This window comes from Pseudonocardia cypriaca (genome assembly GCF_006717045.1).
GTDB lineage: Bacteria > Actinomycetota > Actinomycetes > Mycobacteriales > Pseudonocardiaceae > Pseudonocardia > Pseudonocardia cypriaca.
In genome coordinates, this window is the sequence record NZ_VFPH01000002.1 from 561,267 (window position 1) to 584,397 (window position 23,131).

Below are 23,131 nucleotides of genomic sequence, written 5' to 3' on the forward strand. Positions count from 1 at the left end.
CACACCCGTCGAGGCCGACCTCGAGGTCGACCGGGTACGCGCGGCGCCAGCGGCAAATGACGCGTTCCCAGGTGCACGCCCGACCGACGACGGCGCCGCTCCCGCTGGATACCGTCGCCGTACCGGGAGAACTCGGAGGTGGCCGTGACGGACTGGGCGAGCGTGCTCCTGGACCCGACGGGCGCGGCGGAAGGTGTCGAGGACCGCGCCCTCTCCCCGCGGCTCACCACCCTGCACGGGGCGACCCTCGGCCTGCTGGACAACGGCAAGCCGAACGCGGCCCTGCTGCTCGAGGAGGTCGGCAGGCAGCTCGGCGAGCGGTTCCGGCTGCAGGACGTGAAGGTGTTCACCAAGGGCTACTTCGGCACGCCCGTGGAGCAGACCCAGGTCGAGCGCATCGTCGCCACCTGCAACTTCGCCGTCACGGCGGTCGGTGATTGAGGCTCGTGCAGCGCGGCCAGTCTGGCCGACGGGATCCTGCTGGAGCGTGCCGGCATTCCGGCCGTCAGCATCTGCACCGAACCGTTCCGCCTCGCCGCTGACGCGATGGCGCGCTCGTACGGCTTCCCCGGCTTCCCGTACGTCGTGACGGAGCACCCGGTGGCGAGCCTCTCGCGGGACGAGGTGCGCGAGCGCGTGACCGCGATGCTCCCGCGCATCCTCGCGCAACTGGGGGTCGAGGCATGACGGTCGAGGACACCCGCGCGCTCGCGGACGCCATCGTGGACGCGATCGAGTACTGCTACGACCAGGAGTGGAGCGACGGGCTCCCGGTGGTCCCGTGCACCGCGGAGCGGCTCGACGCGTTCCTCGCGCAGACCGAGCGCGCGCCGCACGAGGTCCTGCTGGCCATGCCGCAGATCGGCCGCGAGTGCACGGTGCGGCTGGCGGCGCTGAACGCGGCGATGGCCGGCTGCCGCCCGGAGTACTTCCCGGTGGTCCTCGCGGCGTGGGACTCGCTGCGCGCCGAGGGGTACGCCGGGCGGGGCATCTGGCAGAGCACCACGGGCACCGCGCCGCTGCTCCTGGTGAACGGGCCGGTACGCGGGGAGCTCGGCATCAACTGCCGGGGCAACGTGTTCGGCTCGGGGTTCCGCGCGAACGCCACGATCGGTCGGGCGATCCGGCTCGCGGCGCTCAACGCGTTCGGTCTCCGCCCGCACGCGCTCGACCAGGCCACCCAGGGCACTCCGGCGAAGTACACCTGCTGCATCGGGGAGAACCAGGAGGAGAGCCCGTGGCCGGCGTTCCACGAGGAGTTCGGGTTCTCCACTGACGAGAGCACCGTCACCGCGATGACGATCCGCGCGGTCGCCCACATCGAGGCGCGGCACACCTCCGAGGCGGCGCAGCTGCTGCGTGACCTGGCCGGGACGATCGCCCGCACCGGCGCCTTGCTGCACCGCACGACCTCCTCCTGCCTCGTGCTCAGCCCGGAGCACGCCCACCTGCTGGCCGGGCAGGGCTTCGACAAGCCGGCCATCCGCCGGTTCGTGTTCGAGGAGGCCGTCCTGCGCCGCGAGGACCTCGACCGGGCCGGCAAGACCGCGGTCTCCCGCACCACGTCGTGGCGGCTGCCCGCCGATCACCCCGAGGCGGTGCCCGACGAGCGCATCGACCCCTCCACCGGGACGTTCCACGTGCTCACCTCGCCCGACGCGGTGCAGGTCGTGGTGGCCGGCGCGTCGAACTCCGGCGTGTCGGCGGTGGTCGACACCTTCGGACCGCGGGGCGACCGGCCCCCGCTCGTCCCGGTGTCCGGCCCTACCGGGAGGAGCTGACGGCCCCGAGTGCCGCGTCGAGGATGTCGAGGCCGGCGTGGAGCTCCTCGTCGCTCGCCGTGAGCGGCGGGGCGATCCGGAAGATCCCGCCCATCCCCGGCAGCTGGACGATGTTGACGTGCAGCCCCCGGTCGAGGCAGGCCGCGGTGACCGCGTGGCCGAGCGCGTCGGCAGGGGCCTTGCTCTCCTTGTCGGTCACGAGCTCGATGCCCTGCAGGAGCCCACGGCCCCGGACGTCGCCGACGACCTCGTGGTCGGCGCGCAGCCGCAGCAGCCGCTCCGTGAGCTGCTCGCCCAGCTTGGCGGCACGTTCGACGAGGTTGTCCCGCTCGATGACGTCCAGGACGGTCAGCGCGACCGTTGCCGCGAGGGGATCGGAGACGTGGGTGGTGAAGAAGAGGAAGCCGCGGTCCCGGCAGACCTGCTCGATCTCGCCGCTCGTCACCACGGCCGCGACCGGCAGGCCCGCGCCGAGCGTCTTGGACAGGGTGAGGATGTCGGGCACGACCCCGTCGCGCTCGAAGGCGTACATGTGACCGGTTCGCCCGAGACCGGTCTGCGCCTCGTCGAGGACGAGCAGCATGCCGCGCTCGGCGCACATCTCCTTCAGGCGGGCGAGGTAGCCGGGCGGCAGTTCGATGACCCCGCCCGACGACAGGATCGGCTCGACGAGACACGCGGCCAGAGCCCCCGTCGACTGCTGGTCGACCAGGGCGAACCCGTACTCGAGCTCGGCCTCCCAGTCGTAGGAACCATCCGGCCCGCGGAACGGCGACCGGTAGGCGTTGGGGGTCGGGAGCGTGAAGTTCCCCGGCAGGGTCGGGCCGTACCCGCGGCGCCCTGCGGAGAAGGTCGCCGCCGCGGCTCCGGACGTCATCCCGTGCCATGACCGGTCGAACGAGACGATCTCGTACCTGCCGGTGTACAGCTTCGCCATCTTGACGGCGGCCTCGTTGGACTCCGCACCGGTCGTCAGCAGCAGCGTCTTGGTCAGGGGTTCGGGCAACGTCGCCGACAGCCTTCTGGCCAGGTCGACGACCGGGCGGCTCAGCATCCCGCTGAACAGGTGGTCCAGTGAGGCGACCGACCGGGAGACCGCTCGGACGACATCGGGGTGCGAGTGCCCCAGCACCGCGCTCATCTGCCCGGAGGTGAAGTCGAGGATCGCCGCCCCGTCACTGTCGTAGACGTAGGAGCCCGCGGCGCTCTCGATGATGCGCGGCGTGAAGGCCGCGCCGTACCGGACCAGATGACGCTCGGCGTCGTCCCAGAAGGTGTCCGCGCTCACCGGCTCTCCTGTCTCATGGCGCCTGATCGTCGCACGAAGTGTGGAGCTCATCGACCGGCAGCGCCCGGATCCGCCCGGACGACCGCGACGGGGCACGGTGCGTGGTGCAGCACCGTGTGGCTGGTGGAGCCGAGCACGAGGCCCGCCGCGCTGCCTCGGCCGTGCGACCCGACGACGACGAGCTGGGCGGCGATGGCGGTCGCCTGCTCGATCAACGCGTGCGCGGGCCGGTCGCGCACGAGCGCTCGCTGCACCTCGACATCGGGATACTTCCCGCCCCATCCCGCCAGCCGCTCGGCGAGTATCCGACGCTCGTCCGCCTCGATGGCGTCCCAATCCAGCAGGGGCGCCACCGAGGCCTCGAACACGGTGTCGTGCCAGGCGTGCACCGCCACCAGGGGCACCTGGCGCGTCGCCGCCGCCTCGAACGCGAAGGCCAATGCCGCCTCGCTGATCGGCGAGCCGTCGACGCCGACCACGACCGGGCCTGCGTCGGAGGATCGTTCACCGCGCACCACGACGATCGGGCATGCCGCCCGAGCGGCCATCCCGACCGCGACCGAGCCGACCAGCAGACCCGTGAACCCGCCGAGGCCGCGGTCACCGAGGACGACCAATCCCGCGCGTCGCGACTCGGCGACCAGCAGCGGCACCGGGAACCCGTCGACGACGCGCTGCGAGATCTCGATGCCAGGAGCGACGGCCGCGGCCGCCTCGGCGGCCGCCGAGACCTCCTCGCGGGTGCGTGCCAGCATCGTCTCGCGGAGGTGAACGCCCAGTCCGTGGTCGTGGAGGTGCCTCGTCTCGACCCAACCGAAGGCGCTGATCAGCTCCAGGGTGACCCCGCGGCGCACTGCCTCCCGCGCCGCCCATCGGGCCGCGTCGAGCGCCGACGGCGACCCGTCGACGCCCACGACGACCGGAAGGCTTCGCTCTCGGCCACTTCCCACGTCCCGCTCCCTCCACTCACGGACGGTCCGTACTTCCCAGCCGGACCGGAAGCCTCCTGCCGGCGCCCCCAGGGTGGACAAGGCAGGGCAGCGATGCGTGACAACCTGCGGTCAGGTGCTGGTCAGCACGCCTCGGAGCTTGTTGCGCGAATCGACGTCGAGCTTCGTGAACACCTTCCGCAGGTGCCATTCGACGGTGCGGGGGCTGATGAACAGCTCAGCGCCGATCTCGGAGTTCGTCAACCCGTCGCCCGCGAGCCGGGCGATCTGGGCCTCCTGTGCCGTGAGTGCCTCACGTGCCTCGACCGCCGCGCGCCGGCGTACCGACTCGCCGGTCGCGACGAGCTCGCGGCGGGCGCGCTCGGCGAACGCCTCGGCACCGAATCCGCTCAGCATCTCGTGCGCGGTCCGCAGCTGTCCGCGAGCGTCGAGGCGGCGGTTCTCGCGACGCAGCCACTCGCCGTACACCAGGTGGGCACGAGCGAGGTGGACCGCGACCCGGCTCCGCCCGAGGCGCTCGATGGCCTCTCGGTAGAGCGACTCGGCGGCGGGGCCGTCGCTGAGCAGCGCCTTCGAGCGGGCCAGGACGCCCAGAGCCCACTCGGTGCCGCTCGCCTCGGTCCGCTCCTCGAGTCGCTGCAGGGCAGCACGGGCCGCGGCGAGGGCACCACCCCGAACGCCTGCCTCGACGAGCTCGACGAGCGCGAACCCGACGACCCCCAGATCGTCGTACTCGCACGCCCGCTCGGCGGCGGCCACGGCGTCCTGGTAGCGGCCGAGGCCGTTGTACAGCACTGCCCTCAGGTGGTCGGCCGCGCTGATCGCTCGTCCCTCACCCCAGGAGATCCCGTCCTCGACATCGGACCGGAACGGCACCGACGCCGCCGGCACCTCCCCGCGCCAGGCGACGAGCGACAACTTCGTGTACCGCATGGGTGCGTGGCCGGTGGCCTCCGTCATCGCCTCGCACTCCTCGACCAGCTCCGAGGCCGCGGTGAACTCCCCGGCGTGCAGGTGCACGGCAGCACGGTGGGTCAGGGCCAGCGGGAGGACGCTGAGCGCGCCGGCCTCGCGAGCCAGCCGTACCGCGGACGTGGCCAGCTCGTGCCACGTCTCGTCGTCCCACATGTCGCCTGCGACGAGCCACGGCAGCCAGAACCAGCGCATGACGACGTCGTCGTTGCGTCCGGAGTCCTGCCGGAACGCCTGCAGCGCCCGCTTCAGCGGCGGCGCACCCGTGACGTGGCCCCCGGTGAACCGCGCGACCAGTCCGTCCAGGAGCATGTCGATCAGCTGCGGTGGCCCCGATGCCGGCCGCGCTGCCCTGGCGGCCTCGGCCACCTTCCGCAGTCCGTCCGGACCGAGCAGGCGACCGGCGAAGACCGCCGCTCCCAGCGACTCGAGGTAGGCCTCCCTCGCCTGTCCGTCGCCGAGCCGCTCGAGCCGGTCGGCCGCATCGACCAGGAACGGCACGGCACCGCGGCCGCGCTCACGGACGAAGACGATCTGGGCCCGAAGCCGGGCCAGCCGCGCGTGCTGCAGCTCGTCCAGCGGACCCAGCTCGGCCGCCGCGAGGAGCTCGGACGCCGCCTCCGACGACCCGGCGTCGACGCTTGCCTGCGCCGCGGCCAACGCCCGCGCGGCTCGCCTGGCAGGCTCGGGCGTCAGCTCGGCCGAGTGCTTCAGGAGGGCGGCCGCAGCCGCGATGCCGCCCCGGGCCTGGGCCCGGTCGGCCGAGCGCTCCAGCTCACCTGCCACGGCCTCGTCCGGTTCCACCGCGGCGTGGGCACGATGCCATGCCCGCCGATCCGGGTCGGACTCCGGATCGGTCACCTCGGCCAGCGCGCGGTGCACGTCCTGGCGATCCCCGGCGCTCGCCGCGCGGTACGCCGCCGAGCGCACCAGCGGATGCCGGAACCGCACGCGCACCCCGATCTCGACCATTCCCGCCGCTTCGGCCGCAGCCGCCGCGTTCGGCTCGATGGCGAGCCGCTCGGCCACCCGGCGGAGCAGCGAGACGTCCCCCAGCGGGTCGGCGGCCGCGGCCAGCAGCAGGCGTTGCGCCGCGACCGGGAGCGACTCGATGCGTCGCAGGAAGCTCTGCTCGATCTGGCTCGCCAGCGGCCGCGCGTCCGGACGTGCGAAACCGCCGGCCAGTTCCGCCGCCGTCAACCCCCGCGGCAGCTCCAGCAGGGCCAGCGGGTTGCCGCGGGTCTCGGCGACGATCCGGTCCCTGACCCGCTCGTCGAGGCGGCCCGGCACCACCGAGTCCAGGAGTGCACGCGCATCGCCGTCGCGCAGACCCCGGACGACTAGTTCCGGCAGCCCCGCCAGCGGGTCGCCCGGACCGAGCGCAGGCTCACGCACCGCGAACACCAGCGCGATCCGTTCCGCCAGCAGCCGGCGCGCGACGAAGGCCAGCGTCTGCGCGGAGACCCGATCGAGCCACTGCGCGTCGTCCACCACGCAGACCAGTGGCTGTTCCTCGGCCGCCTCGGCCAGCAGGCTGAGCACCGCCAACCCGACCAGGAAACGATCCGGCGCGCTCCCCGTGCTCAGCCCGAACGCGACGGCCAACGCGTCGCGCTGCGGACCGGGGAGGAGATCGAGATGCCCCATCATCGGCATGCACAGCTGGTGCAGCCCCGCGAACGCCAACTCCATCTCGGACTCGACGCCGCCGGCGCGCGCGATCCGGCAGCCGGCAGCGCTCCCCACCAGGTAGTCCGCCAACGCGGACTTGCCGACCCCCGCCTCACCGCGCAGGACAAGCACCTGGCTCCGACCGGCACGCAGACCCGCAACGAGCCGACCGAGTGCCTCGCACTCACCGCGCCTGCCCAGCAGCCTGCGTCGAGGAGCGCCGCTCGACATCCACCACCACCGCGCAGGTCAAGGAGGCCCGGCTCCGATCAAGCGCGGGCCGTCCCATGATGCCCTCGGTGGGAAGGTGGCAGCCATTGTCGCAGCGTGTGACGCAGATCCGCGAGAACCTGCTCCGGACCGGCCTACCGGTCCCGGGTGCCGCCCAGTGTGAGCAGGTCCGCCAGGCCGAAGTCCGGCCCGGCGGCGGGCAGGGTCGGCTCCCAGCCCGGTTCGAGGCTCAGGTAGCTCGTCGGGTCGGCGCGCAGCAACCCGATCAGCACCTCCGCCACGATCCGGCCGCCGACCGGGCCGAGCCGGTCGCCGCCGCAGCGGTGCTCGGCCTCCTTCAGGATGTAGAACCACAGCGGAGTGCCGTTCGGCCAGCTCTGCTCCAGCTCGTCGGCGGTCAACGGCGGCACCTCCATGAGACCGGCGACCGCCTCGCCGCTGGGCAGTTCGGTCGTCTCGCCGCGCAGCAGGTCGCGGACCGCGAGGGACCGGTATGCGACGTCGGTCGAGCCGGTGACCTGCTCGGGCAGGCCGATGAGGCTGGTCGCGAGCCGGCCGTCCAGACGTTTCGCGCGCTGCGCCGGCGGGCGGCCGGGCAGGTCGAAGACCTGTGCGAGGTCCAAGCGCCTGCCGGCGGGTTGCGGGCCGAACCCGACGAGGTCGGGGAAGAGCGGCACCGCGGGACCGCCGTCGAGGAGCCGGTAGGTGTGCCTGATCTGCCCGTGGCCGTAGCGGAAGGCAGCGTCGGCGAACTCCAGCGGGATGTACGCCGACGACGCGGGCGGTGTGAACCACCGGCAGCCCTCGGCGAGCACCCGCTCGACCAGGCTCCTGCCGACGAGCCGCGGCAGGAAGTCGTGCACCACGATCCACTGGTAGTGCCAGGTGAGCGTGATCCGCGCCCTGTCGAATACCTCGGCGTCGGGCACCCCTGCCTCGCGCAGCAGCTCGACGATGCGGTTGTGCGCGTGCAGCAGTGCGACGTGCAGGGTGAGGGCGAACAGGTGCACGTCGTTGCGCGGGTCGCCGATCAGGGCCACGCCCTGCTGGTTGCGCGGCACGTCGGCGCCGTCCGGGCCGAGCAGGAACGTCGCCGGGTCCCCGAGGTCGAACAGGTACGGCGAGCCGATCGGGCCGTCCGAGTAGAGCATCTCCAGGTTCAGCTTCGGGGCGCGGGCGTTGCGGAGCGCGTCGGGCGCGACCTCGCCCGCGATGGCCGAGCGGTCTGCGGTGATGTCGTGCGCGACGAGCTGGCCGAAGAACGGCCACCCGGCAGCTTCAGCTGCGTCGTCGTCGCCGGGGCCGAGCCCGCCCAGCACGGCTGCGGCGTCGCAGACCCCGCCGTTGCCACCCGCGCGCATCAGCAGCTGCGGGTCGGTGCCCAGCGGGTCCAGGCCCGGGAACATGCGCCCGTAGCGCGCCATCCCGGTGGGCCGGTCCACGGCCCGGACCAGGCTGAGGCAGTGGTCGCGGGCGGCCAGGTGGCTGCCGTGGGGGTGCGAGGGGGCGGACTCCATCGCTTCCACCGCGCCGAGGAGGTTGCGCAGCCCGATCTCCTCGCGCTGGACGTCCACCGGGTCGAACAGCCACTCGCCGATCGGTACGCCGTTGATCTCCTCCGCCGGTTCGCTCGCCTCCGCCCGGCGGAGCTCTGCCCTGACGTCCTGCTCCAGCTCGTGCAGGAAGCCGTCGTCGCCGGTCGGGGTGCTCATCGTTCCTCCAGGTACGTGGGGTGGCGTCGGGCCCGCGGAGGGTGGGGGACGATCATGCGGCAGCCGTCGGCCGCGACGCACCGGATCGAGCCGCTGACCGTCCCCCGCGCTCACCCCGCCGCTCCGACGGCGTCGAGGATCGTCGCGGTCACCTGGTCCGGCGCGCCGATGCTGATGGCGTGCGATGCGCCTGCGACCTCGCGGGTGCCCTTCGACCCCGCGCGCTCGGCCATGAACCGCAGCGCCTCGGCGGGGATGTTGAGGTCCTGGTCGCCGAACACGAACCACGACGGCAGCTGCCGCCACGCCGGCGTGTCGGTGGGCAGGCCTTCGGCCAGCGCCGCCTCGGTGACGGGGCGCTGGGTCACCGCCATCAGCTCGGCCTCGGCCGCCGTCCCGTCGGCGACGAACTGCTGGTGGAACGCCTCCGGTCGGATCCGGAACTCGTTGCCCCCGCCTGCGAGCGGGGAGGGCGCGATGGCCGCACCGAGGGTGCTGCCGGGGAACCGGCTCGCCAGCTGGAGCGCGCTCTCGCCGTGGTCGGGGGCGAACGCGGCGGCGTAGACGAGGCCCACGACGGCGTCGTTGCCCGCTGCCGCCTCGGTGATCACCATGCCGCCGTAGGAGTGGCCGGCGAGCACGACGGGCGCGCCGATGCCCGTGATGACGTCGCGCAGGTAGGCGGCGTCACCGGAGACGCTGCGCAGCGGGTTGGCCACCGCGACGACGTCGACGGACTCGGCGCGGAGCCTGGAGATCACCGGGTTCCAGCTCGCGGACTCGGCGAAGGCCCCGTGGATCAGGAGCACGGTGGGGTTCTGTGTTGACATTCCTTCTCCCATGATCGGATTCCCCTCAGGGCCGCGGTGCGCGGCGGGGGCGGCGTTCCTCGAGCTCCTCCGGGCTCACCGGCACGAGCATCGGCCGGCCGGGCACGCAGAACATGGTCACGACGAACCGGGTCCGGGCATCGGCGAGGTTGTTGCCGTCCTGGTAGTGGATGACGTCGCCGCCGGGCTCCCAGAACGTCTCCCCCGCGCGCACGACGCGCTCGGGCTCGCCCTCCAGTTCGAAGATCATCTCGCCCTCGAGCACGTATCCGAAGGCCGGACCGCTGTGCCGGTGCGGCGGGGTGCCTGTACTCCCCGGCGGCAGCGTGACGAGGACGGTCATCGCCTCGGACGGGTCCGGCACGGGCGGGGTCGGCACCGAGCCGACGACGGTGAACTGCGGCGGGGGCCCGGTCGCGCCCGGGTCGTCGATGTGGTGCGCGTGGTGGTCGACGGACATCAGGTCTCCCAACTGTTCGGCTGTGCAGCGAGGACAAGGCAGGCCGCGGAGTTGTGACGGCCTGCCGCCGGGCTCGCGGTGTCACGGATCGGGTGCACGTCCGGTCCTCCCTGGGGCAGGGCCGCAGGGAAGACGAGACGACGATCGGGAGATGGCGAGATGGCTCTCTCAGAGCACCGCGTGGTGGACGAGCGCGGGACCGGATCCATCGGCTGGTACGCCTCGACCGGCGAGGACGTCCTCGCCCGCCTGTCGAGTGATCGGCGGGGGCTGAGTGCGGACGAGGCTGCGCGCCGGCTGGCCGAACACGGCCCGAACCGGCTCACCCGCCGGCAGGGCCCCTCGGCGTGGGCGGTGCTGGCGCGGCAGTTCGCCAGCCCGCTGATCTACGCGCTGCTGATCGCGGCCGTCGTGGCCTTCGCGGTCGGGGACCTCGCGGACGGCGCCGTGGTGCTCGGTGTCGTGGTGCTGAACGCGCTGATCGGGTTCGTGCAGGAGTACCGAGCGGGTCGGGCGATCCAGGCGCTCGCCCAGCTCGTGTCGGAGCCGGCGACCGTGCTGCGGGACGAGCGCTGGACGCAGGTGGACGCGGCGGACCTCGTTCCGGGGGACGTCGTGTCGGTCGTGGCGGGAGCGCGGGTCGCCGCCGACCTGAGGGTCCTGCAGGCCCACGGCCTGCGCGTGGACGAGTCCACGCTCACGGGGGAGTCGGTGCCGGTCGACAAGTCGGCCGCGCCGGTCGGTCGCGGCGCAGAGCTCGGCGAACGACGGTCGATGCTCCACGGTGGCAGCCTCGTGACAGCCGGCGCGGCCGTGGCCGCCGTGGTCGAGACGGGGGACCGCACCGAACTGGGACGGATCTCCGGCCTGCTCGAGGGGGTCGAGAAGACCCAGACCCCACTGACCCTCGGCATCGCCCGGCTCGGATCGGCGATCACCAAGATCATCGGAATGGTGGCGGTGATCCTGCTGGGGGTCGCGCTGCTGCGGGGGTTCCCGGTCGCCGACGCCGCCCTGGCCGCGATCACGCTGGCCGTCGCGGCGATCCCCGAGGGGCTGCCGGCGATCGTGACGATCGCCCTGGCGATCGGGGTGCAGCGGATGGCCCGGCGGCGGGCGGTGGTCCGCGAGCTACCGGCCGTGGAGACCTTGGGATCCACCTCCGTGGTCTGCACGGACAAGACGGGCACGCTGACCCGCAACGAGATGGTGGTCCGCCGCGCGTGGACGCCTCATGGCGACGAGGCGGAGTTCGAGGGCGTCGGGTACGAGGCCGCCGGCCGGGTCGTGGTCCGGGGTCGCACCGGGGACCGGGTCACCGGTCCGCTGCGGGAGCTGCTGACCGGCGCCGCCCTGGCGAACGAGGCCCGGCTGGACGGTGCCGGCGACCGGCGGACCGTGCTGGGCGACCCGACCGACGGCGCGCTGCTCGTGGCCGCCGAACGGGCGGGCGTGGTGCTCGACGAGCTGTTCCGGGACCACCCGCCGCACGCGGTGCTGCCGTTCGACTCGGAGCGCAAGTACATGGCCAGCACCCCCGGGCCGAGCACGGACGGGGTCACGTACTTCAAGGGCGCACCGGAGGTCCTGCTCGCCCACGTCGACGCGGCGGAGGCCGACGCGGCACGCACCGTCCTCGACGCCTACACCGCCGACGGGATGCGGGTTCTCGCCGTGTGCCGGCGGCGTGACCCGGACGGCGATGTTGTTCTCGACGGCCGTCGGCTCGAGCTGCTCGGCCTGGTCGCGTTGATCGACCCGCTGCGGCCCGAGGTGGTGGACGCCGTGGACGCGTGCCACCGCGCAGGCGTCGGCGTGAAGATGATCACTGGTGACCACGCCGCGACCGCGGCCGCGATCGGTCGTGACCTCGGCATCGGCCGGAACGGGCCCCCGATGACCGGCGCCGAGATCGCCGAGCTCTCGGAGGACGAGCTGCGGCACCGGGTCCGGACCACCGACGTGTTCGCGCGCGTGGCTCCCGAGCACAAGCTCAAGCTGGTACGGGCGCTCCAGGCCGGGGGCGCGGTGACGGCGATGACCGGTGACGGGGTCAACGACGCACCGGCCCTGCGCCAGGCCGACATCGGGGTCGCGATGGGACTGGCGGGCACGGCGGCGGCGAAGGAGGCAGCCGACATCGTGCTCGGCGACGACAACTTCGCGACGATCCGGGCAGCCATCGAGGAGGGGCGCCGCGTCTACGACAACCTGGTCAAGGCGCTGGCGTTCGTGCTGCCGACCAACGTCGGCGAGGCGCTGATCATCCTGGTGGCGGTGCTGGCGTTCCCGGTGGTCGGCGGGTCGCCGGTCCTGCCGATCGAGCCCGTGCAGATCCTCTGGATCAACCTCGTGGCGACGGTGTCGTTGGCCCTTCCCGTCGCGTTCGAGGCCCAGGAGCCCGACGCGATGCGCAAGCCGCCCCGTGATCCGGACGAGCGGCTGCTGTCGCGCTTCGTCGTCGTCCGCACCGTGTACGTCGGCGCGCTCATGGCGGCGGTCGCGATCGCGCTGTTCCTGGTCGCGTGGCCGGCGACACCGATCGCGCAGGCCCAGACGCTCGCGGTCACGTCCGTGGCCCTCTTCCAGATCTTCTACCTGCTGATGTGCCGGACGCTGACCGCACCGGTGCACACCATCGGCTGGACGTCGAACCGGTACGTCTTCGCCGGGATCGCGGTGCTGCTGGTGCTCCAGACCGCGGTCGTGCACCTGCCGTTCCTCCAGGCGGTCTTCCACACCGAGGACCTGACCGTCGGGCAGTGGGCGCTCGCAGCAGCGGCCGGTGCGGTGGTGGTTCCGGTGGTCGCGGTGGAGAAGTGGTGGAGGCGGAGGGCGCTCACGCCGTGATCGTCGTGCCGGCCGTGCCCGCGAACAACGCGCCGGTCCCGATGACGGAGCCGGCCACCAGCGCCGAGGCCGTGCCGACCCCGAAGCGGCGGCCACCGCCCGGCTCCGCCGACGGGCCGGCCGAGCCGGTGGGTGGGGTAACCCGGGTCAGGTGGATCGCCGCACTCCTTCCCGTCCGGCGCGATTCTGCGGTGGTTGCATGTCTTCCTCGCCGTCATTCCTGGCGCAGCACGGCCTCGATCTCGATGGCGATCTGCACCTTGTCGCTGACGACGACACCGCTGCCGTCGAGCGGCATCTTGATGTCGACGCCGAAATCGTTGCGATCGATCGTGGTCGAGGCGGAGAAGCCGATGCGGGTGCCGCCGCCTGCGTCCGGTCCGATGCCGCCCACCTCCACGGCCAGCGGCACCGACCGGGTCACGCCCTTGATCGTGAGCTGCCCGTCCACCACGAGGTCGTCGCCGTCGACGCGCACGCCCGTCGAGCGGAACGCCCAGGTGGGGTACCTCTCGACGTCGAAGAAGTCGGCCGAGCGGAGGTGCCGGTCGCGCTGGCCGTTACCGGTGTCGATCGAGGCCGCGTCGATCGACGCGGTGACGGACGAGCCCGTCAGGTTCTCGCCGGTGACGATCTCCCCGGAGAAGGTGCCGAACCGGCCTCGCACCTTGCTCACCATCATGTGGCGCACCGTGAAGGAGACGTCGGAGTGAACGGGGTCGATGTCCCAGGTACCCGCGAGGTAACCCGGAATTGCGGTAGTGGCAGTGGTCATCTGATCTCCCAGGGTTTCGGACGTCTCAGCGAGGACCGGGAGGCCGCTCGATCCGTGACATCGGTATCGGGAGTTCCTCCGTCCTTTTCCACGCGCAGCGCGGGCCCGGACGGTGGTGTCACGGATCGGGCCGCCGTCCGGTCCTCGTTGGGGAACGCACCCGGCGCCGTGGCGAGGAAGGTGGACCATGAGGTTCGGCGAGTGGCCGTCCTGCGAGACGCGCCCCACCACGACGGGCGGCAACGGGACGAGCCCACCGTTGTCGGGCCGGACGGCCGTGGGCCCGGAGCCTGCCGGCCTGGGCGCCCTTCCCCGTCCCGTCGCGGCGGTGGTGGGTGGCGGCGGCGTGTTCGGCGCGGCGCAGGTCGGCGTCGGATACGCGCTGGAGCAGCGCGGATTCGTCCCGGATCTGATCTTCGGAACCTCGGTCGGCGCCCTCAACGGGGCGATCGTGGCCGCGCACCCCGGCACCGCCGCGTCATGGCTGGACCACGTGTGGACCAGGCTGCGCCGACGTGACGTGTTCCCGCTCGGCTACCCGTCCTCACGCGTCAGCGTCTTCGCCGATCACGGCCTGCGCCGGCTGATCGCCCGTGCCGGGCTGCCGTCGCGGATCGAGCAGCTGGCGATCCCGTTCAGCGCGGTCGCCATGGACCTGGTCAGCGGGGCTCAGGTGTTGCTCGACCACGGTGATCTCGAGTCGGCGCTGCTGGCCAGCGCCGCCATTCCCGGCGTCCTGCCCCCGGTGCTGCGCGCCGGCCGGATGCTCGTCGACGGCGGGGTGATCGCCTTCGTCCCGGTGCGCGCAGCCCACCAGGCCGGAGCGGCCAGCGTCGTGGTGCTGCCGACCGGGCCGGCGAGCTGGCCGCTGCGCCCGACCATCCCGCGCAGGCGGGCCGGTGCGATCGCCGCCCGGGCCGGGCTGCTGATGTGGCACCACCAGATCGAGCGCGACCTGCACGAGGTGTCCGAGCACATCCCGACCGTCGTCCTGCCGACCGGCATCGAGGCCTGGCCCTCCCCGTGGGACTTCGGCCACTCCGGGCGGTTGATCAGCACCGCGTCCTCAGCGGCGGCGCGCTTCCTCGACCGGTTGCAGATCAGCGGGCCCGGCCTGTACCGGGCGGAGCACCCCCCGGCGGCATCGGCAGGTCCGGCCGGGGCGGCGACCCCCTCCCTGTCGGGGGCGGACCGATGAGCACCATCGCGTTCCTCAACATCGGCATGCACGGGCGCGTCAACCCGACGCTGCCGGTCGTGGCCGAGCTCGTGCGGCGCGGCCACTCCGTCACTTACCACGCCACGCCCGCCTTCCGGGAGGAGATCGAGGCCACCGGCGCGACCGTGCACCTCTACCCCGGGGGCGACCAGCCGCTCCCCGACCCGCCGACGCCGGTCACGCTGGTGGAGGGGCTCGCGCGCACCACGGTCCGCGTGCTGCCCACCGTGCTCTCCGAACTGCGTCACGTCCGGCCCGACCTGATCGTCCACGACAACGCCTGCCCGTGGGGCGCGGTCGCCGCCCGCGAGCTCGGGGTGCCGGCGGCGTCGTCGTTCACCACGTTCGCGTTCGACCGGCACGTGCCCAGCCCCACCCGCGCCTCGCGGGACCTGCTCGCCGAGGCGGCGGCTCGCCGCCGCAGCCTCCTCGGCTACCTGCGATCGCGCTGGGAGCTGCACCGGCGCTTCGACACGCGCGGGTTGCCGCTGATCGACCTGGGGAACATCCGCCAGCCGCTCAACCTGGTCTACACCTCGCGGGTCTTCCAGCCCGCCGTCGAGTACTTCGACCAGTCCTACCGGTTCGTCGGACCGAGCATCGGCGCCCGCCCGGCCGACCCGTCGTTCCCGCTCGATCGGCTGCGGGACCCCGTGCTGTACGCCTCGCTGGGCACCGTCTTCAACGCCGACCCGCAGCTGTTGCGCGGCTTCGCCACCGCGCTCGTCCCGCTGGGCGGCACCGTGGTCGTCTCCACCGGGCAGACCGATCCCGCCGCGCTGGGGCCGTTGCCGGCGAACGTCCTCGCCCGCCGCTCCGTGCCGCAACCGGAGGTGCTGGCCCGCGCGGCGCTGTTCGTCACCCACGGCGGGATGAACAGCGTCAACGAGGCCACGTACGCCGGCGTTCCGATGCTGGTGGTCCCGCAGGGCGCTGACCAGCCGCTGGTGGCCCGTCGCGTCGTCGAGCTGGGCGCCGGCCTGTCGATCGGCACCCGGGATGCGGCCGTGGACCGCGTGCACGCCCTCGCGCGGCGTCTGCTCGACGACCCCCGCTACCGGGCGGGCGCAGTCGACCTGCAGGTCGCCCAGCGCCGGGCCGGCGGCTACCGGCGCGCCGCCGACGAGATCGAGCGCTACCTGCACCCGGCCGGTCCGGTCACCCGGACGACCCCTGCCGATCCGCTACGACGGCACTGACCGATGTCGCCTGCCGTCGTCGTCCTGCTGCTGTTGGCCGGGCTGTCCGAGGCACTCGGGCGCCTGCTGCCCGTGATAGCTCGCCGGTCCGGCACGTCGCGGAGCGTCGTGGCCGGGCTGCTGTTGACCGGTGCCGTGGTCGAGGGCACCGTGTTCGCACTCTGGCCGCTCACCGCGTGGTCCCTCGCCCGGCTGGTGCAGCCCGCTCCACCTCCGGACGTGGTCGTGCCGGCCTGGACACCGGGCCAGCTCGCCCCACTGGTGCTCGCCGCCGTCCTCGCGTTCCCGCTGCTCGGGCCCCTGCTGCACCTGCTGCTCCTGGTGGCGGTCGGGGCGGGCCTCGCCGGCCCACTCGGCGCGGCGACCGGGCTGGGCTGGTGGGCCGCCGCCGGCTGCGTGGCCGTCGCCGGACTCGGGCTGGCCCTCGCCGTCGAGGCCGTTCGGCGCCTCGTCGGGACGATCGGCGCCACCGGGGCGGCGGAGCCCCAGCCATGAGCGAGCTCCTGCTCCTGCTCTTGGCCGGCGGGGTCGGGCCGGTCCTGCTCGCCGAGGCGCTCCTCGCCCGGTACGAGGTGCTGGCGTACACGGCCGGCTGGCGGGCTCCCACCACCGAGCTCCCGGAGGGCATGCCCCATGCCCTCGGCGCGGCCGCCGACCGTCCCCCGGACGCCTACCTGGTGTACCTCGACGGCATCGGGAAGCGCCGCTTCCGCGACAGCCGCGACGGCGGCCGGCTGGTCAAGACGCTGATCGCCGGGGCGCCGGAGCTGCGGGTGCTGGGTCAGGTGCTGCCCTACTCGCCGCTGGCCGATCCGCTCGCCGACCGGCCGGTGTGGGCGTGGCTACGCCGGCACGTCGGGCTGCTGCTGTTCCTGCACAACGTCATGCAGATCTTCGTAGCCGCCGACCGCCGGTACCGCCCCCTCTACAACCGCGCCGTCGGCACTCAGATCGCCACCCAGCTCCGGCTCGCGGGCTACCGGCCCGGCAGCGGCATCCCGGTGGTGCTGCTCAGCTACAGCGGCGGCGCCCAGGTCGCCACCGGCGCAGTCGACGAGCTGCACGCGCAGCTGCGCTCCCCGCTCCTGCTGATCACCCTCGGCGGGTTCCACAACGGCGCCAACGACCTCACGCACGCCCGGCACCTGCACCTGCTCACCAGCGCCGAAGACCGGATCGAGCGGGTCGGCACCTGGATCTTCCCGCAGCGCTGGCGGTTGTTCCGGCGCAGCGGGTGGAACCGGGCCCGACGCGCCGGAAGGGTCACCGTGCACCGGCTCGACCCGGCCACCCACGTCGGGCCCCGCAGCTACATCAGCCCCGAGGCCCAGCTGCCGGACGGCCGCAGCCACCTCGACCGCACCGCCGACACGGTCATCTCGCTCATCCGGGCGGAGCGCAGCGCCACAGCGGCGACGGAGGACGAGCAGCACCAAGGCCCTCGACAAGGGCGGCACCCGGGCAGGACGGACCGGCCCGACGGGTGAGCCCGATGTTCCCTCCGCAGCCCGAAGCGGTCAGGGCGCGAAGCTCATCCGACACAGATCGGCGAGCTCGACCATCCCGACGAGCCGCCGGCCCTCGACGACCGGCAGGTGCCGGATGCCGTGGGACAGCATCAGCCGGGCCGCGTCCTCGGCGACGGCATCGGCTCGGACCGTCACCGGCTTCGCCGTGACGACCTGGCTGACGCGCGTGTCCTCGGGGCTCCGACCGTGGGCCACCGCCCTGGTGATCTCGGCGGCGGTGATCATCGCGACGGGTTCGCGGGTGTCGTCGTCCACCACCACGAGCGCAGGGTCGTGGAGGTGCTCGATCATGTAGGCGGCCGCGGCGAGGTGGGCTTCCGGTTCGATCGTCGCGGGCGGTCTCATGACCTGCCCGACGGTCCGCCTGCGTGAGAGGTGGGCCGTTGCGGTTTCCACCGGTGACGGGGAACGAGTGCTCATGATGATCCGTCCTGGTTCTCGACGTTGGGTGTCGGCACGTCCAGATCGCCTCGACGGAGGCGGTACACCTCGAGCGTGAGGTCGTAGTACTCGTCCGTCACGCCGCCCGCATCGTCGCGATGTCGGGCACCCGCTCCACCGCCGGCGCGAGCCATCTCGACACGTCGCCGGCACCGTAGACGGCGAGCGCGGCATCGGCGTCGTCGAGGATCCACGGCCGCAGGAGGAGCCGGGCCGTGCGGATGCACTTCCCGTCGACGGACAGATCGTGCTTCCCACCGGGTGCCATCACGGGCTTCTCTGCCCGTTCGGGGAGAGGACGCTGGACGGTGTCACGTCCAGCCCCTTCCGCAGGATGAAGTTCCCCTGCTCCCTGGCGTCTCCGGTGAGGATCAGTCCATAGCAGTTCCTGACCTGCTCGTGGAATTCCCGGTGCGGAACTGCGGCGATCGAGCACCGGAACCCCAGTGCGTCATCGACCTCGACCTGCACCGCACGTCGCACCTCGCACGACGGTCCCGACTCGGCGTGTTCCACCTGCCTGACGGGATCGGCGACGAAGCTGGTGTCGAGCTGCACCGCCGACAGGACGGCACGCACCGCCTGCAGGATGTCGGCGCCGCCCATCTGCACCACCGTGCCGCGCAGCTGTCCGTCCTGGCCGACGAGGTAGCACGAATCCACCACGGCGACCTCGTCGCCGTGCCCCATCGCCCACAACAGGAACAGCACGTCGGGCGGAAGGCGGGGATCAACGCTCCTGATCATTCGGACCGGCCCTCATCCCGCGACCGGGACCCGTCCGCCCTCGGCGGCCACCCCGTGGATGACCGAGACCTTCGGTTGCTCCATGGGTGTCTCCTTCGACTGCGACGGTGTGCGTGATCGGTGTGCGCCCGCCGCCGGCGGCGGGTGCCGCCGGCGGCAGGCTCGCGAACTACTGCCGCTGGGCGAGCCACGTGCGGAGGGTGATCTCCCCGAGCTGGGCGTCCGGGCCCGGGAGGAGCGTCCGCTCGCTGATCCGCGCGCCGGAGTAGCTGGCCTGCTCATCGGTGACGACCTCGCGAGGGTCGTCGGCCGCCGCAAGTGCCTTGCGCACCAGCTCGTCGAGCCGGAACTGCTCGGGGCCACCGATCTCGCGGATCCCGTTCAGCGGTTCCCCCACCGCGACGCGGCCGACCCCGGCGGCGACGTCGTCGGAGGCCATCGGCTGGAACAGGACCGGCGGCAGGTGGACCTTCCCGTCCACCGTGCTCAGGTCCGCGATGCCCCTGACGAACTCGAAGAACTGGGTGGCGTGCACGATCGAGTACGGCCGGCCGGAATCGCGGATCAGCTTCTCCTGCTCGATCTTCGCGCGGAAGTAGCCCGACTCCGACAGCCGGTCCGTGCCGACCACCGACAGCGCCACGTAGTGCCCCACCCCGGCCTTCGCCGAGTACTCCAGCAGGTTCGTGGTCGAGGTCCGGAAGAACTCCATCACCGCGTCGTCGGCGAACGACGGCGAGTTCGAGACATCCACCACGACCGCCGCGCCGTCGAGCGCCTCCGCGAGCCCTTCACCCGTCAACGTGTTCACGCCGGTGTTCGGGGCCGCCGACACCGCCTCGTGGCCGTGCTCGCCCAGCTTGGTCACCAGCTTCGACCCGATCAGCCCGGTACCACCGATCACAACGACCTTCACGACGCATCCCTTCGTCCGAGCCCGCTCTCGTACGGAGCGGCGCCGGAAGCGAGGACAGGACAGCCGTCGGATTCGTGACGGCCAGGTCCGCCACGGTCACGGTGCCGGTCCTCGTGTCACGGCCGGGGCGTCCATCCGGTCCTACTGGCGGCACACCCGCACCCGAGGAGGACACATGGACCCGACGCCCCTGATCGAAACCGCGCGGGCGCACGTCGAGTGGGCGCGGGCGGCGGCTCACGGCCGCAGCACGCACACCGTGCACGGCGGCCACGACCGCGCGCTCCGGCAGGCCGTGGTCGCCCTGAGAGCCGGCACCACGCTGCACGAGCACCACAACACGCGGGAGGCGACGTTGCAGGTGCTCGCGGGCCGCGTCCGGCTGACCACCGGCACGCAGGTGGTGGAGGCCGTGACGGGCGACCTCGTCACGGTGCCCACCGAGGCCCACACCCTCGACGCGGTCGAGGACTCCGCGCTGCTGCTCACCGTCGCCCTCGGTGCGCTCGACACCGTCGCCGTGGTGGGCAGCGCCGGCCCGGCCTACTCGTGGCAGGAGGACTGGGCGTAGCCATGCCGCAGCTCCGGATCCCGATGACGGCGCGCAGCGTCGACGAGCCGCACCGAGCGGCGACGCAGCTCGAGCTCCTGTTCGACCTGACGTTCGTGGTGGCCGTGGCCGCGGTGGTGGCGCAGCTCGGCCACGCGGTGGCCGACGGGCATGCGGCGCAGGCCGTGAGCCCGTTCCTGCAGGTGTTCTTCGCCATCTGGTGGGCCTGGATGAACTTCACCTGGTTCGCTTCGTCCTACGACACCGACGACGTGCCGTACCGGCTGCTCACCCTGCTGCAGATGGGCGGGGTTCTCGTCCTGGCCGCCGGCGTGCCGGCCGCGTTCGCGGCCGCCGACTACCGGGCGATCACCCTCGGCTACCTGGTGATGCGCGTGGGCCTGTTCGTGCTGTGGCTGCGGGCCGCGCGGGAGCACCCGGAGGGCAGGCGCACCGCCCTCCGGTACGCCGCGGGCATCGGCATCGCCGAGGTCCTCTGGCTCGTCCGCCTCCTGCTGGCCGAGCTCGGTGTGCTCACCGGCGTGGTGCTCGTGGTGGCGTTCGTGGCCCTCGCCGGCGTCGAGCTGGCCGTGCCGATGTGGGCCGAACGCAGCCGGGGCACGAGCTGGCATCCGCGCCACATCGCCGAGCGGTACGCACTCTTCACGATCATCCTCCTGGGCGAGAGCGTCCTCGCGGCGTCGATCGGGATCGCCGACGTCGTCTCGGAGGGCCTGCACTGGTCGCTCGTGGTCGTCGCCGGCTCCGGGCTGGTGCTGCTGTTCGCGCTGTGGTGGCTCTACGAGCTGGAGCCGAGCGGAGACGGGCTGTCGAACCGCCGGAGCCGCTCGTTCCTGTGGGGCTACGGCCACTACGGGATCTTCGCCTCGCTCGCGGCGCTCGGGGCGGGCCTCGAGGTCGCCGTGCGGCAGACCGGGGCCCACGGCGCGCTGGACCCGCGCGGCGCGGGGTACGCGGTGGCGATCCCCACCGCGCTGTTCCTGGCGCTGCTGTGGGCGAGCCACTCCCCGATCGTGCCGAGGTCGCGCGTCCGGCCGTCCGTCCTGTTCGGGGCGGCCGCTCTCGTGCTACTGGCCCCGGCGGTGGGCGCCGGAGCCGGGGTGGGCGCGGTCGTCGCCCTCGTCGCGCTGGCCGCCGCCGCGGCCGTCCTCGTGACGATCCTGCGCACGACGGCACCGGAATCCGCACACCCGCTCACCACGGTCCGGTCCGCCCGATGAGCGCGCCGGAGCGGCGGCTCGCGACCTCCGTCCTGATCATCGGGACCGGTGGCTCCGGCCTGCGGGCCGCCATCCAACTGGCCGAGCGGGGCACCGACGTCCTCGTGGTGGGCAAGCGGCCGAGTGCTGACGCGCACACCACCCTCGCGGCGGGAGGCATCAACGCCGCCCTCGGCACCATGGATCCAGGAGACTCCTGGCAGCAGCACGCGGCGGACACGATCAAGGAGAGCTACTTCCTCGCGGACCCGACCACCGTCCGGATCGTCACCGAGGGCGCGGCGCGTGGCATCGCCGACCTGGACCGCTGGGGCATGCCGTTCGCCCGCGAGGCGGACGGCCGCATCTCGCAGCGGTACTTCGGCGCGCACACGTTCCGGCGGACCGCCTTCGCGGGGGACTACACCGGCCTGGAGATCCAGCGCACCCTGGTGAACCGCGCCCGGCAGCTCGACGTCGCGGTCATCGACACGGTGTACGTCACGCGGATCCTGACGCGGGACGGCGTGGTGTTCGGCGCCTACGGGTTCGACATCGGAGACGGCACCCGGTACGTGGTCCACGCCGACGCGGTGATCCTGGCCGCGGGCGGTCACACCCGGATCTGGCGGCGCACCTCGTCCCGCCGCGACGAGAACACCGGCGACGCGTTCCGGCTCGCCGTCACCGCGGGAGCCCGCATCCGGGACCCCGAGCTCGTGCAGTTCCACCCCTCGGGCCTGCTCGGGCCCGAGAACGCCGCCGGCACGCTCGTGTCCGAGGCGGCCCGCGGCGAGGGCGGCGTGCTGCGCAACCGGCTCGGCGAGCGGTTCATGCAGCGCTACGACCCCGTCCGGATGGAGCTCTCCACCCGGGACCGGGTGGCGCTGGCCGCCTACACCGAGATCAAGGAGGGCCGGGGCACCCCGGACGGCGGCGTGTGGCTCGACGTCTCCCACCTGCCCCGGGACACGATCACGAAGCGGCTCCCCCGCGTCTACCAGACGCTGATCGAGCTGCAGATGCTCGACATCACCACCACGCCGATCGAGATCGCGCCCACCGCCCATTACTCGATGGGCGGGGTCTGGGTGCGGCCGGAGGACCACGGCACCGGGATCGCCGGCCTGTACGCCGTCGGCGAGGCCGCCAGCGGGCTGCACGGGGCCAACCGCCTCGGCGGCAACTCCCTGATCGAGCTGCTCGTCTACGGCCGGATCGTCGGCGACGCCGCCGCTGACTACTCCGCCGACCTCGACGCGCAGCCGCGCAGCGCCGCAGCGGTGGCGCAGGCGCGTGACGAGGTGGACCAGGTGCTCGCGGCGGACGGGCCCGAGAACGTGCGCTCCCTGCAGCGGGCGCTCCGCGACGTCATGACCGAGCACGCGGGCGTGGTGCGAGACGAGACCGGCCTGCGGGCGGGCCTCGCACGCCTGGACGACATCGAGGCGGCCGAGAAGAGTATCGGGGTGCATCCCGACCTGGCCGGCTTCCAGGACCTGGCCCACGCGTTCGACCTGCGATCCTCGCTCGTCGCCGCTCGCGCGACGGTGGAAGCGGCGCTCGAGCGCCGCGAGACCCGCGGTTGCCACAACCGCTCCGACTTCCCGGACCTGGACGAGTCGCTGCGGGTCAACCTGGTCTGGTCGGGGCCGGGGCAGGTCGTCGGGGAGCCGGTGGCGGAGACACCGGTCGACATCGCCGCGCTCATCAAGGAGGTCTCGAGCATCGGCAAGCTCGTCGAGTGACCCTCGTTCTACGACGAACGGCCATGACCCTTGACCCGATCG

Annotated in this window: 21 protein-coding genes; 10 read left to right on the forward strand and 11 right to left on the reverse strand. The window is 72.9% G+C overall.

Going from position 1 to position 23,131, the window contains the following annotated elements:
- The first annotated feature begins 162 nt into the window (after nucleotides 1–162).
- Together FB388_RS41230 and FB388_RS20260 are read left to right on the forward strand one after the other, a co-directional pair.
- A complete protein-coding gene (locus FB388_RS41230; protein ID WP_425468583.1) occupies nucleotides 163–687 on the forward strand; it encodes a UGSC family (seleno)protein in 525 nt (174 codons plus the stop codon).
- The gene (locus FB388_RS20260; RefSeq protein WP_142103789.1) at nucleotides 684–1,781 is read left to right on the forward strand and encodes a hypothetical protein; all 1,098 of its coding nucleotides are present in this window, start codon (nucleotides 684–686) and stop codon (nucleotides 1,779–1,781) included. Before FB388_RS41230 ends, FB388_RS20260 begins: the two co-directional genes overlap by 4 nt.
- Here FB388_RS20260 and FB388_RS20265 read toward each other — a convergent pair.
- The 6 genes from FB388_RS20265 to FB388_RS20290 all read right to left on the reverse strand — a co-directional run bounded on the left by FB388_RS20265 (nucleotide 1,765) and on the right by FB388_RS20290 (nucleotide 9,895).
- A complete protein-coding gene (locus FB388_RS20265) occupies nucleotides 1,765–3,120 on the reverse strand; it encodes an aspartate aminotransferase family protein (RefSeq protein ID WP_211362126.1) in 1,356 nt (451 codons plus the stop codon). The two genes, FB388_RS20260 and FB388_RS20265, sit on opposite strands and share 17 nt — an antisense overlap.
- Nucleotides 3,117–4,019: a universal stress protein gene (locus FB388_RS20270; RefSeq protein ID WP_142103793.1), complete on the reverse strand. Its 903-nt coding sequence runs from the start codon at nucleotides 4,017–4,019 to the stop codon at nucleotides 3,117–3,119. Before FB388_RS20270 ends, FB388_RS20265 begins: the two co-directional genes overlap by 4 nt.
- 111 nt (nucleotides 4,020–4,130) lie before the next feature.
- A complete protein-coding gene (locus FB388_RS20275; protein WP_142103794.1) occupies nucleotides 4,131–6,893 on the reverse strand; it encodes a helix-turn-helix transcriptional regulator in 2,763 nt (920 codons plus the stop codon).
- Between the two features lie 134 nt (nucleotides 6,894–7,027).
- Nucleotides 7,028–8,605, reverse strand: a complete 1,578-nt coding sequence (locus FB388_RS20280; RefSeq protein WP_211362127.1) for a peroxidase family protein — start codon at nucleotides 8,603–8,605, stop codon at nucleotides 7,028–7,030.
- A gap of 110 nt (nucleotides 8,606–8,715) precedes the next feature.
- Nucleotides 8,716–9,435, reverse strand: a complete 720-nt coding sequence (locus tag FB388_RS20285; RefSeq protein WP_142103796.1) for an alpha/beta fold hydrolase — start codon at nucleotides 9,433–9,435, stop codon at nucleotides 8,716–8,718.
- 25 nt (nucleotides 9,436–9,460) lie between these two features.
- Complete coding sequence (locus tag FB388_RS20290; RefSeq protein ID WP_142103797.1) at nucleotides 9,461–9,895, reverse strand: cupin domain-containing protein; 435 nt, start codon at nucleotides 9,893–9,895, stop codon at nucleotides 9,461–9,463.
- Nucleotides 9,896–10,054: 159 nt separating this feature from the next.
- Between FB388_RS20290 and FB388_RS20295 the strand changes: the two genes are divergently transcribed.
- Complete coding sequence (locus FB388_RS20295; protein ID WP_142103799.1) at nucleotides 10,055–12,745, forward strand: cation-translocating P-type ATPase; 2,691 nt, start codon at nucleotides 10,055–10,057, stop codon at nucleotides 12,743–12,745.
- Nucleotides 12,746–12,959: 214 nt separating this feature from the next.
- Here FB388_RS20295 and FB388_RS20300 read toward each other — a convergent pair whose 3' ends face one another.
- Nucleotides 12,960–13,520 carry a YceI family protein gene (locus FB388_RS20300; protein WP_142103800.1) on the reverse strand — a complete coding sequence of 187 codons (561 nt, stop codon included), beginning with the start codon at nucleotides 13,518–13,520 and terminating at the stop codon, nucleotides 12,960–12,962.
- Between the two features lie 187 nt (nucleotides 13,521–13,707).
- On the opposite strand from FB388_RS20300, the gene FB388_RS20305 reads away from it, so the two are divergent.
- From FB388_RS20305 to FB388_RS20320, 4 genes are read left to right on the forward strand one after another with little or no spacing between them, the layout of a single operon-like run.
- Nucleotides 13,708–14,718 carry a patatin-like phospholipase family protein gene (locus FB388_RS20305; RefSeq protein WP_142103801.1) on the forward strand — a complete coding sequence of 337 codons (1,011 nt, stop codon included), beginning with the start codon at nucleotides 13,708–13,710 and terminating at the stop codon, nucleotides 14,716–14,718.
- Nucleotides 14,715–15,938, forward strand: a complete 1,224-nt coding sequence (locus tag FB388_RS20310; protein WP_142103802.1) for a macrolide family glycosyltransferase — start codon at nucleotides 14,715–14,717, stop codon at nucleotides 15,936–15,938. Before FB388_RS20305 ends, FB388_RS20310 begins: the two co-directional genes overlap by 4 nt.
- A gap of 3 nt (nucleotides 15,939–15,941) precedes the next feature.
- Nucleotides 15,942–16,433 (forward strand): hypothetical protein, encoded by a 492-nt coding sequence (locus FB388_RS20315; RefSeq protein WP_142103804.1) that lies wholly within the window; start codon nucleotides 15,942–15,944, stop codon nucleotides 16,431–16,433.
- A complete protein-coding gene (locus FB388_RS20320; protein WP_211362128.1) occupies nucleotides 16,430–17,425 on the forward strand; it encodes a hypothetical protein in 996 nt (331 codons plus the stop codon). Before FB388_RS20315 ends, FB388_RS20320 begins: the two co-directional genes overlap by 4 nt.
- 30 nt (nucleotides 17,426–17,455) lie before the next feature.
- Here FB388_RS20320 and FB388_RS39500 read toward each other — a convergent pair whose 3' ends face one another.
- The 4 genes from FB388_RS39500 to FB388_RS20335 form a co-directional block, all read right to left on the reverse strand.
- Nucleotides 17,456–17,812 carry a CBS domain-containing protein gene (locus FB388_RS39500; protein ID WP_170225751.1) on the reverse strand — a complete coding sequence of 119 codons (357 nt, stop codon included), beginning with the start codon at nucleotides 17,810–17,812 and terminating at the stop codon, nucleotides 17,456–17,458.
- A 172-nt stretch (nucleotides 17,813–17,984) separates the two neighbouring features.
- The gene (locus FB388_RS39505; RefSeq protein WP_170225752.1) at nucleotides 17,985–18,176 is read right to left on the reverse strand and encodes a GNAT family N-acetyltransferase; all 192 of its coding nucleotides are present in this window, start codon (nucleotides 18,174–18,176) and stop codon (nucleotides 17,985–17,987) included.
- Nucleotides 18,176–18,655, reverse strand: a complete 480-nt coding sequence (locus FB388_RS20330) for an RbsD/FucU domain-containing protein (protein ID WP_142103807.1) — start codon at nucleotides 18,653–18,655, stop codon at nucleotides 18,176–18,178. Before FB388_RS20330 ends, FB388_RS39505 begins: the two co-directional genes overlap by 1 nt.
- A gap of 169 nt (nucleotides 18,656–18,824) precedes the next feature.
- The gene (locus FB388_RS20335) at nucleotides 18,825–19,571 is read right to left on the reverse strand and encodes an SDR family oxidoreductase (protein ID WP_142103809.1); all 747 of its coding nucleotides are present in this window, start codon (nucleotides 19,569–19,571) and stop codon (nucleotides 18,825–18,827) included.
- 175 nt (nucleotides 19,572–19,746) lie between these two features.
- Between FB388_RS20335 and FB388_RS20340 the strand changes: the two genes are divergently transcribed.
- From FB388_RS20340 to FB388_RS20350, 3 genes are read left to right on the forward strand one after another with little or no spacing between them, the layout of a single operon-like run.
- Entirely contained in the window at nucleotides 19,747–20,142 is a 396-nt protein-coding gene (locus tag FB388_RS20340) for a cupin domain-containing protein (RefSeq protein ID WP_211362129.1), read from the forward strand.
- A 2-nt stretch (nucleotides 20,143–20,144) separates the two neighbouring features.
- The gene (locus FB388_RS20345) at nucleotides 20,145–21,362 is read left to right on the forward strand and encodes a low temperature requirement protein A (protein ID WP_246122217.1); all 1,218 of its coding nucleotides are present in this window, start codon (nucleotides 20,145–20,147) and stop codon (nucleotides 21,360–21,362) included.
- Nucleotides 21,359–23,089, forward strand: coding sequence for an L-aspartate oxidase (locus tag FB388_RS20350; RefSeq protein WP_142103811.1), 1,731 nt, complete (start codon nucleotides 21,359–21,361; stop codon nucleotides 23,087–23,089). The genes FB388_RS20345 and FB388_RS20350 overlap by 4 nt, the downstream gene beginning before the upstream one ends.
- The last annotated feature ends 42 nt before the right edge of the window (nucleotides 23,090–23,131 follow it).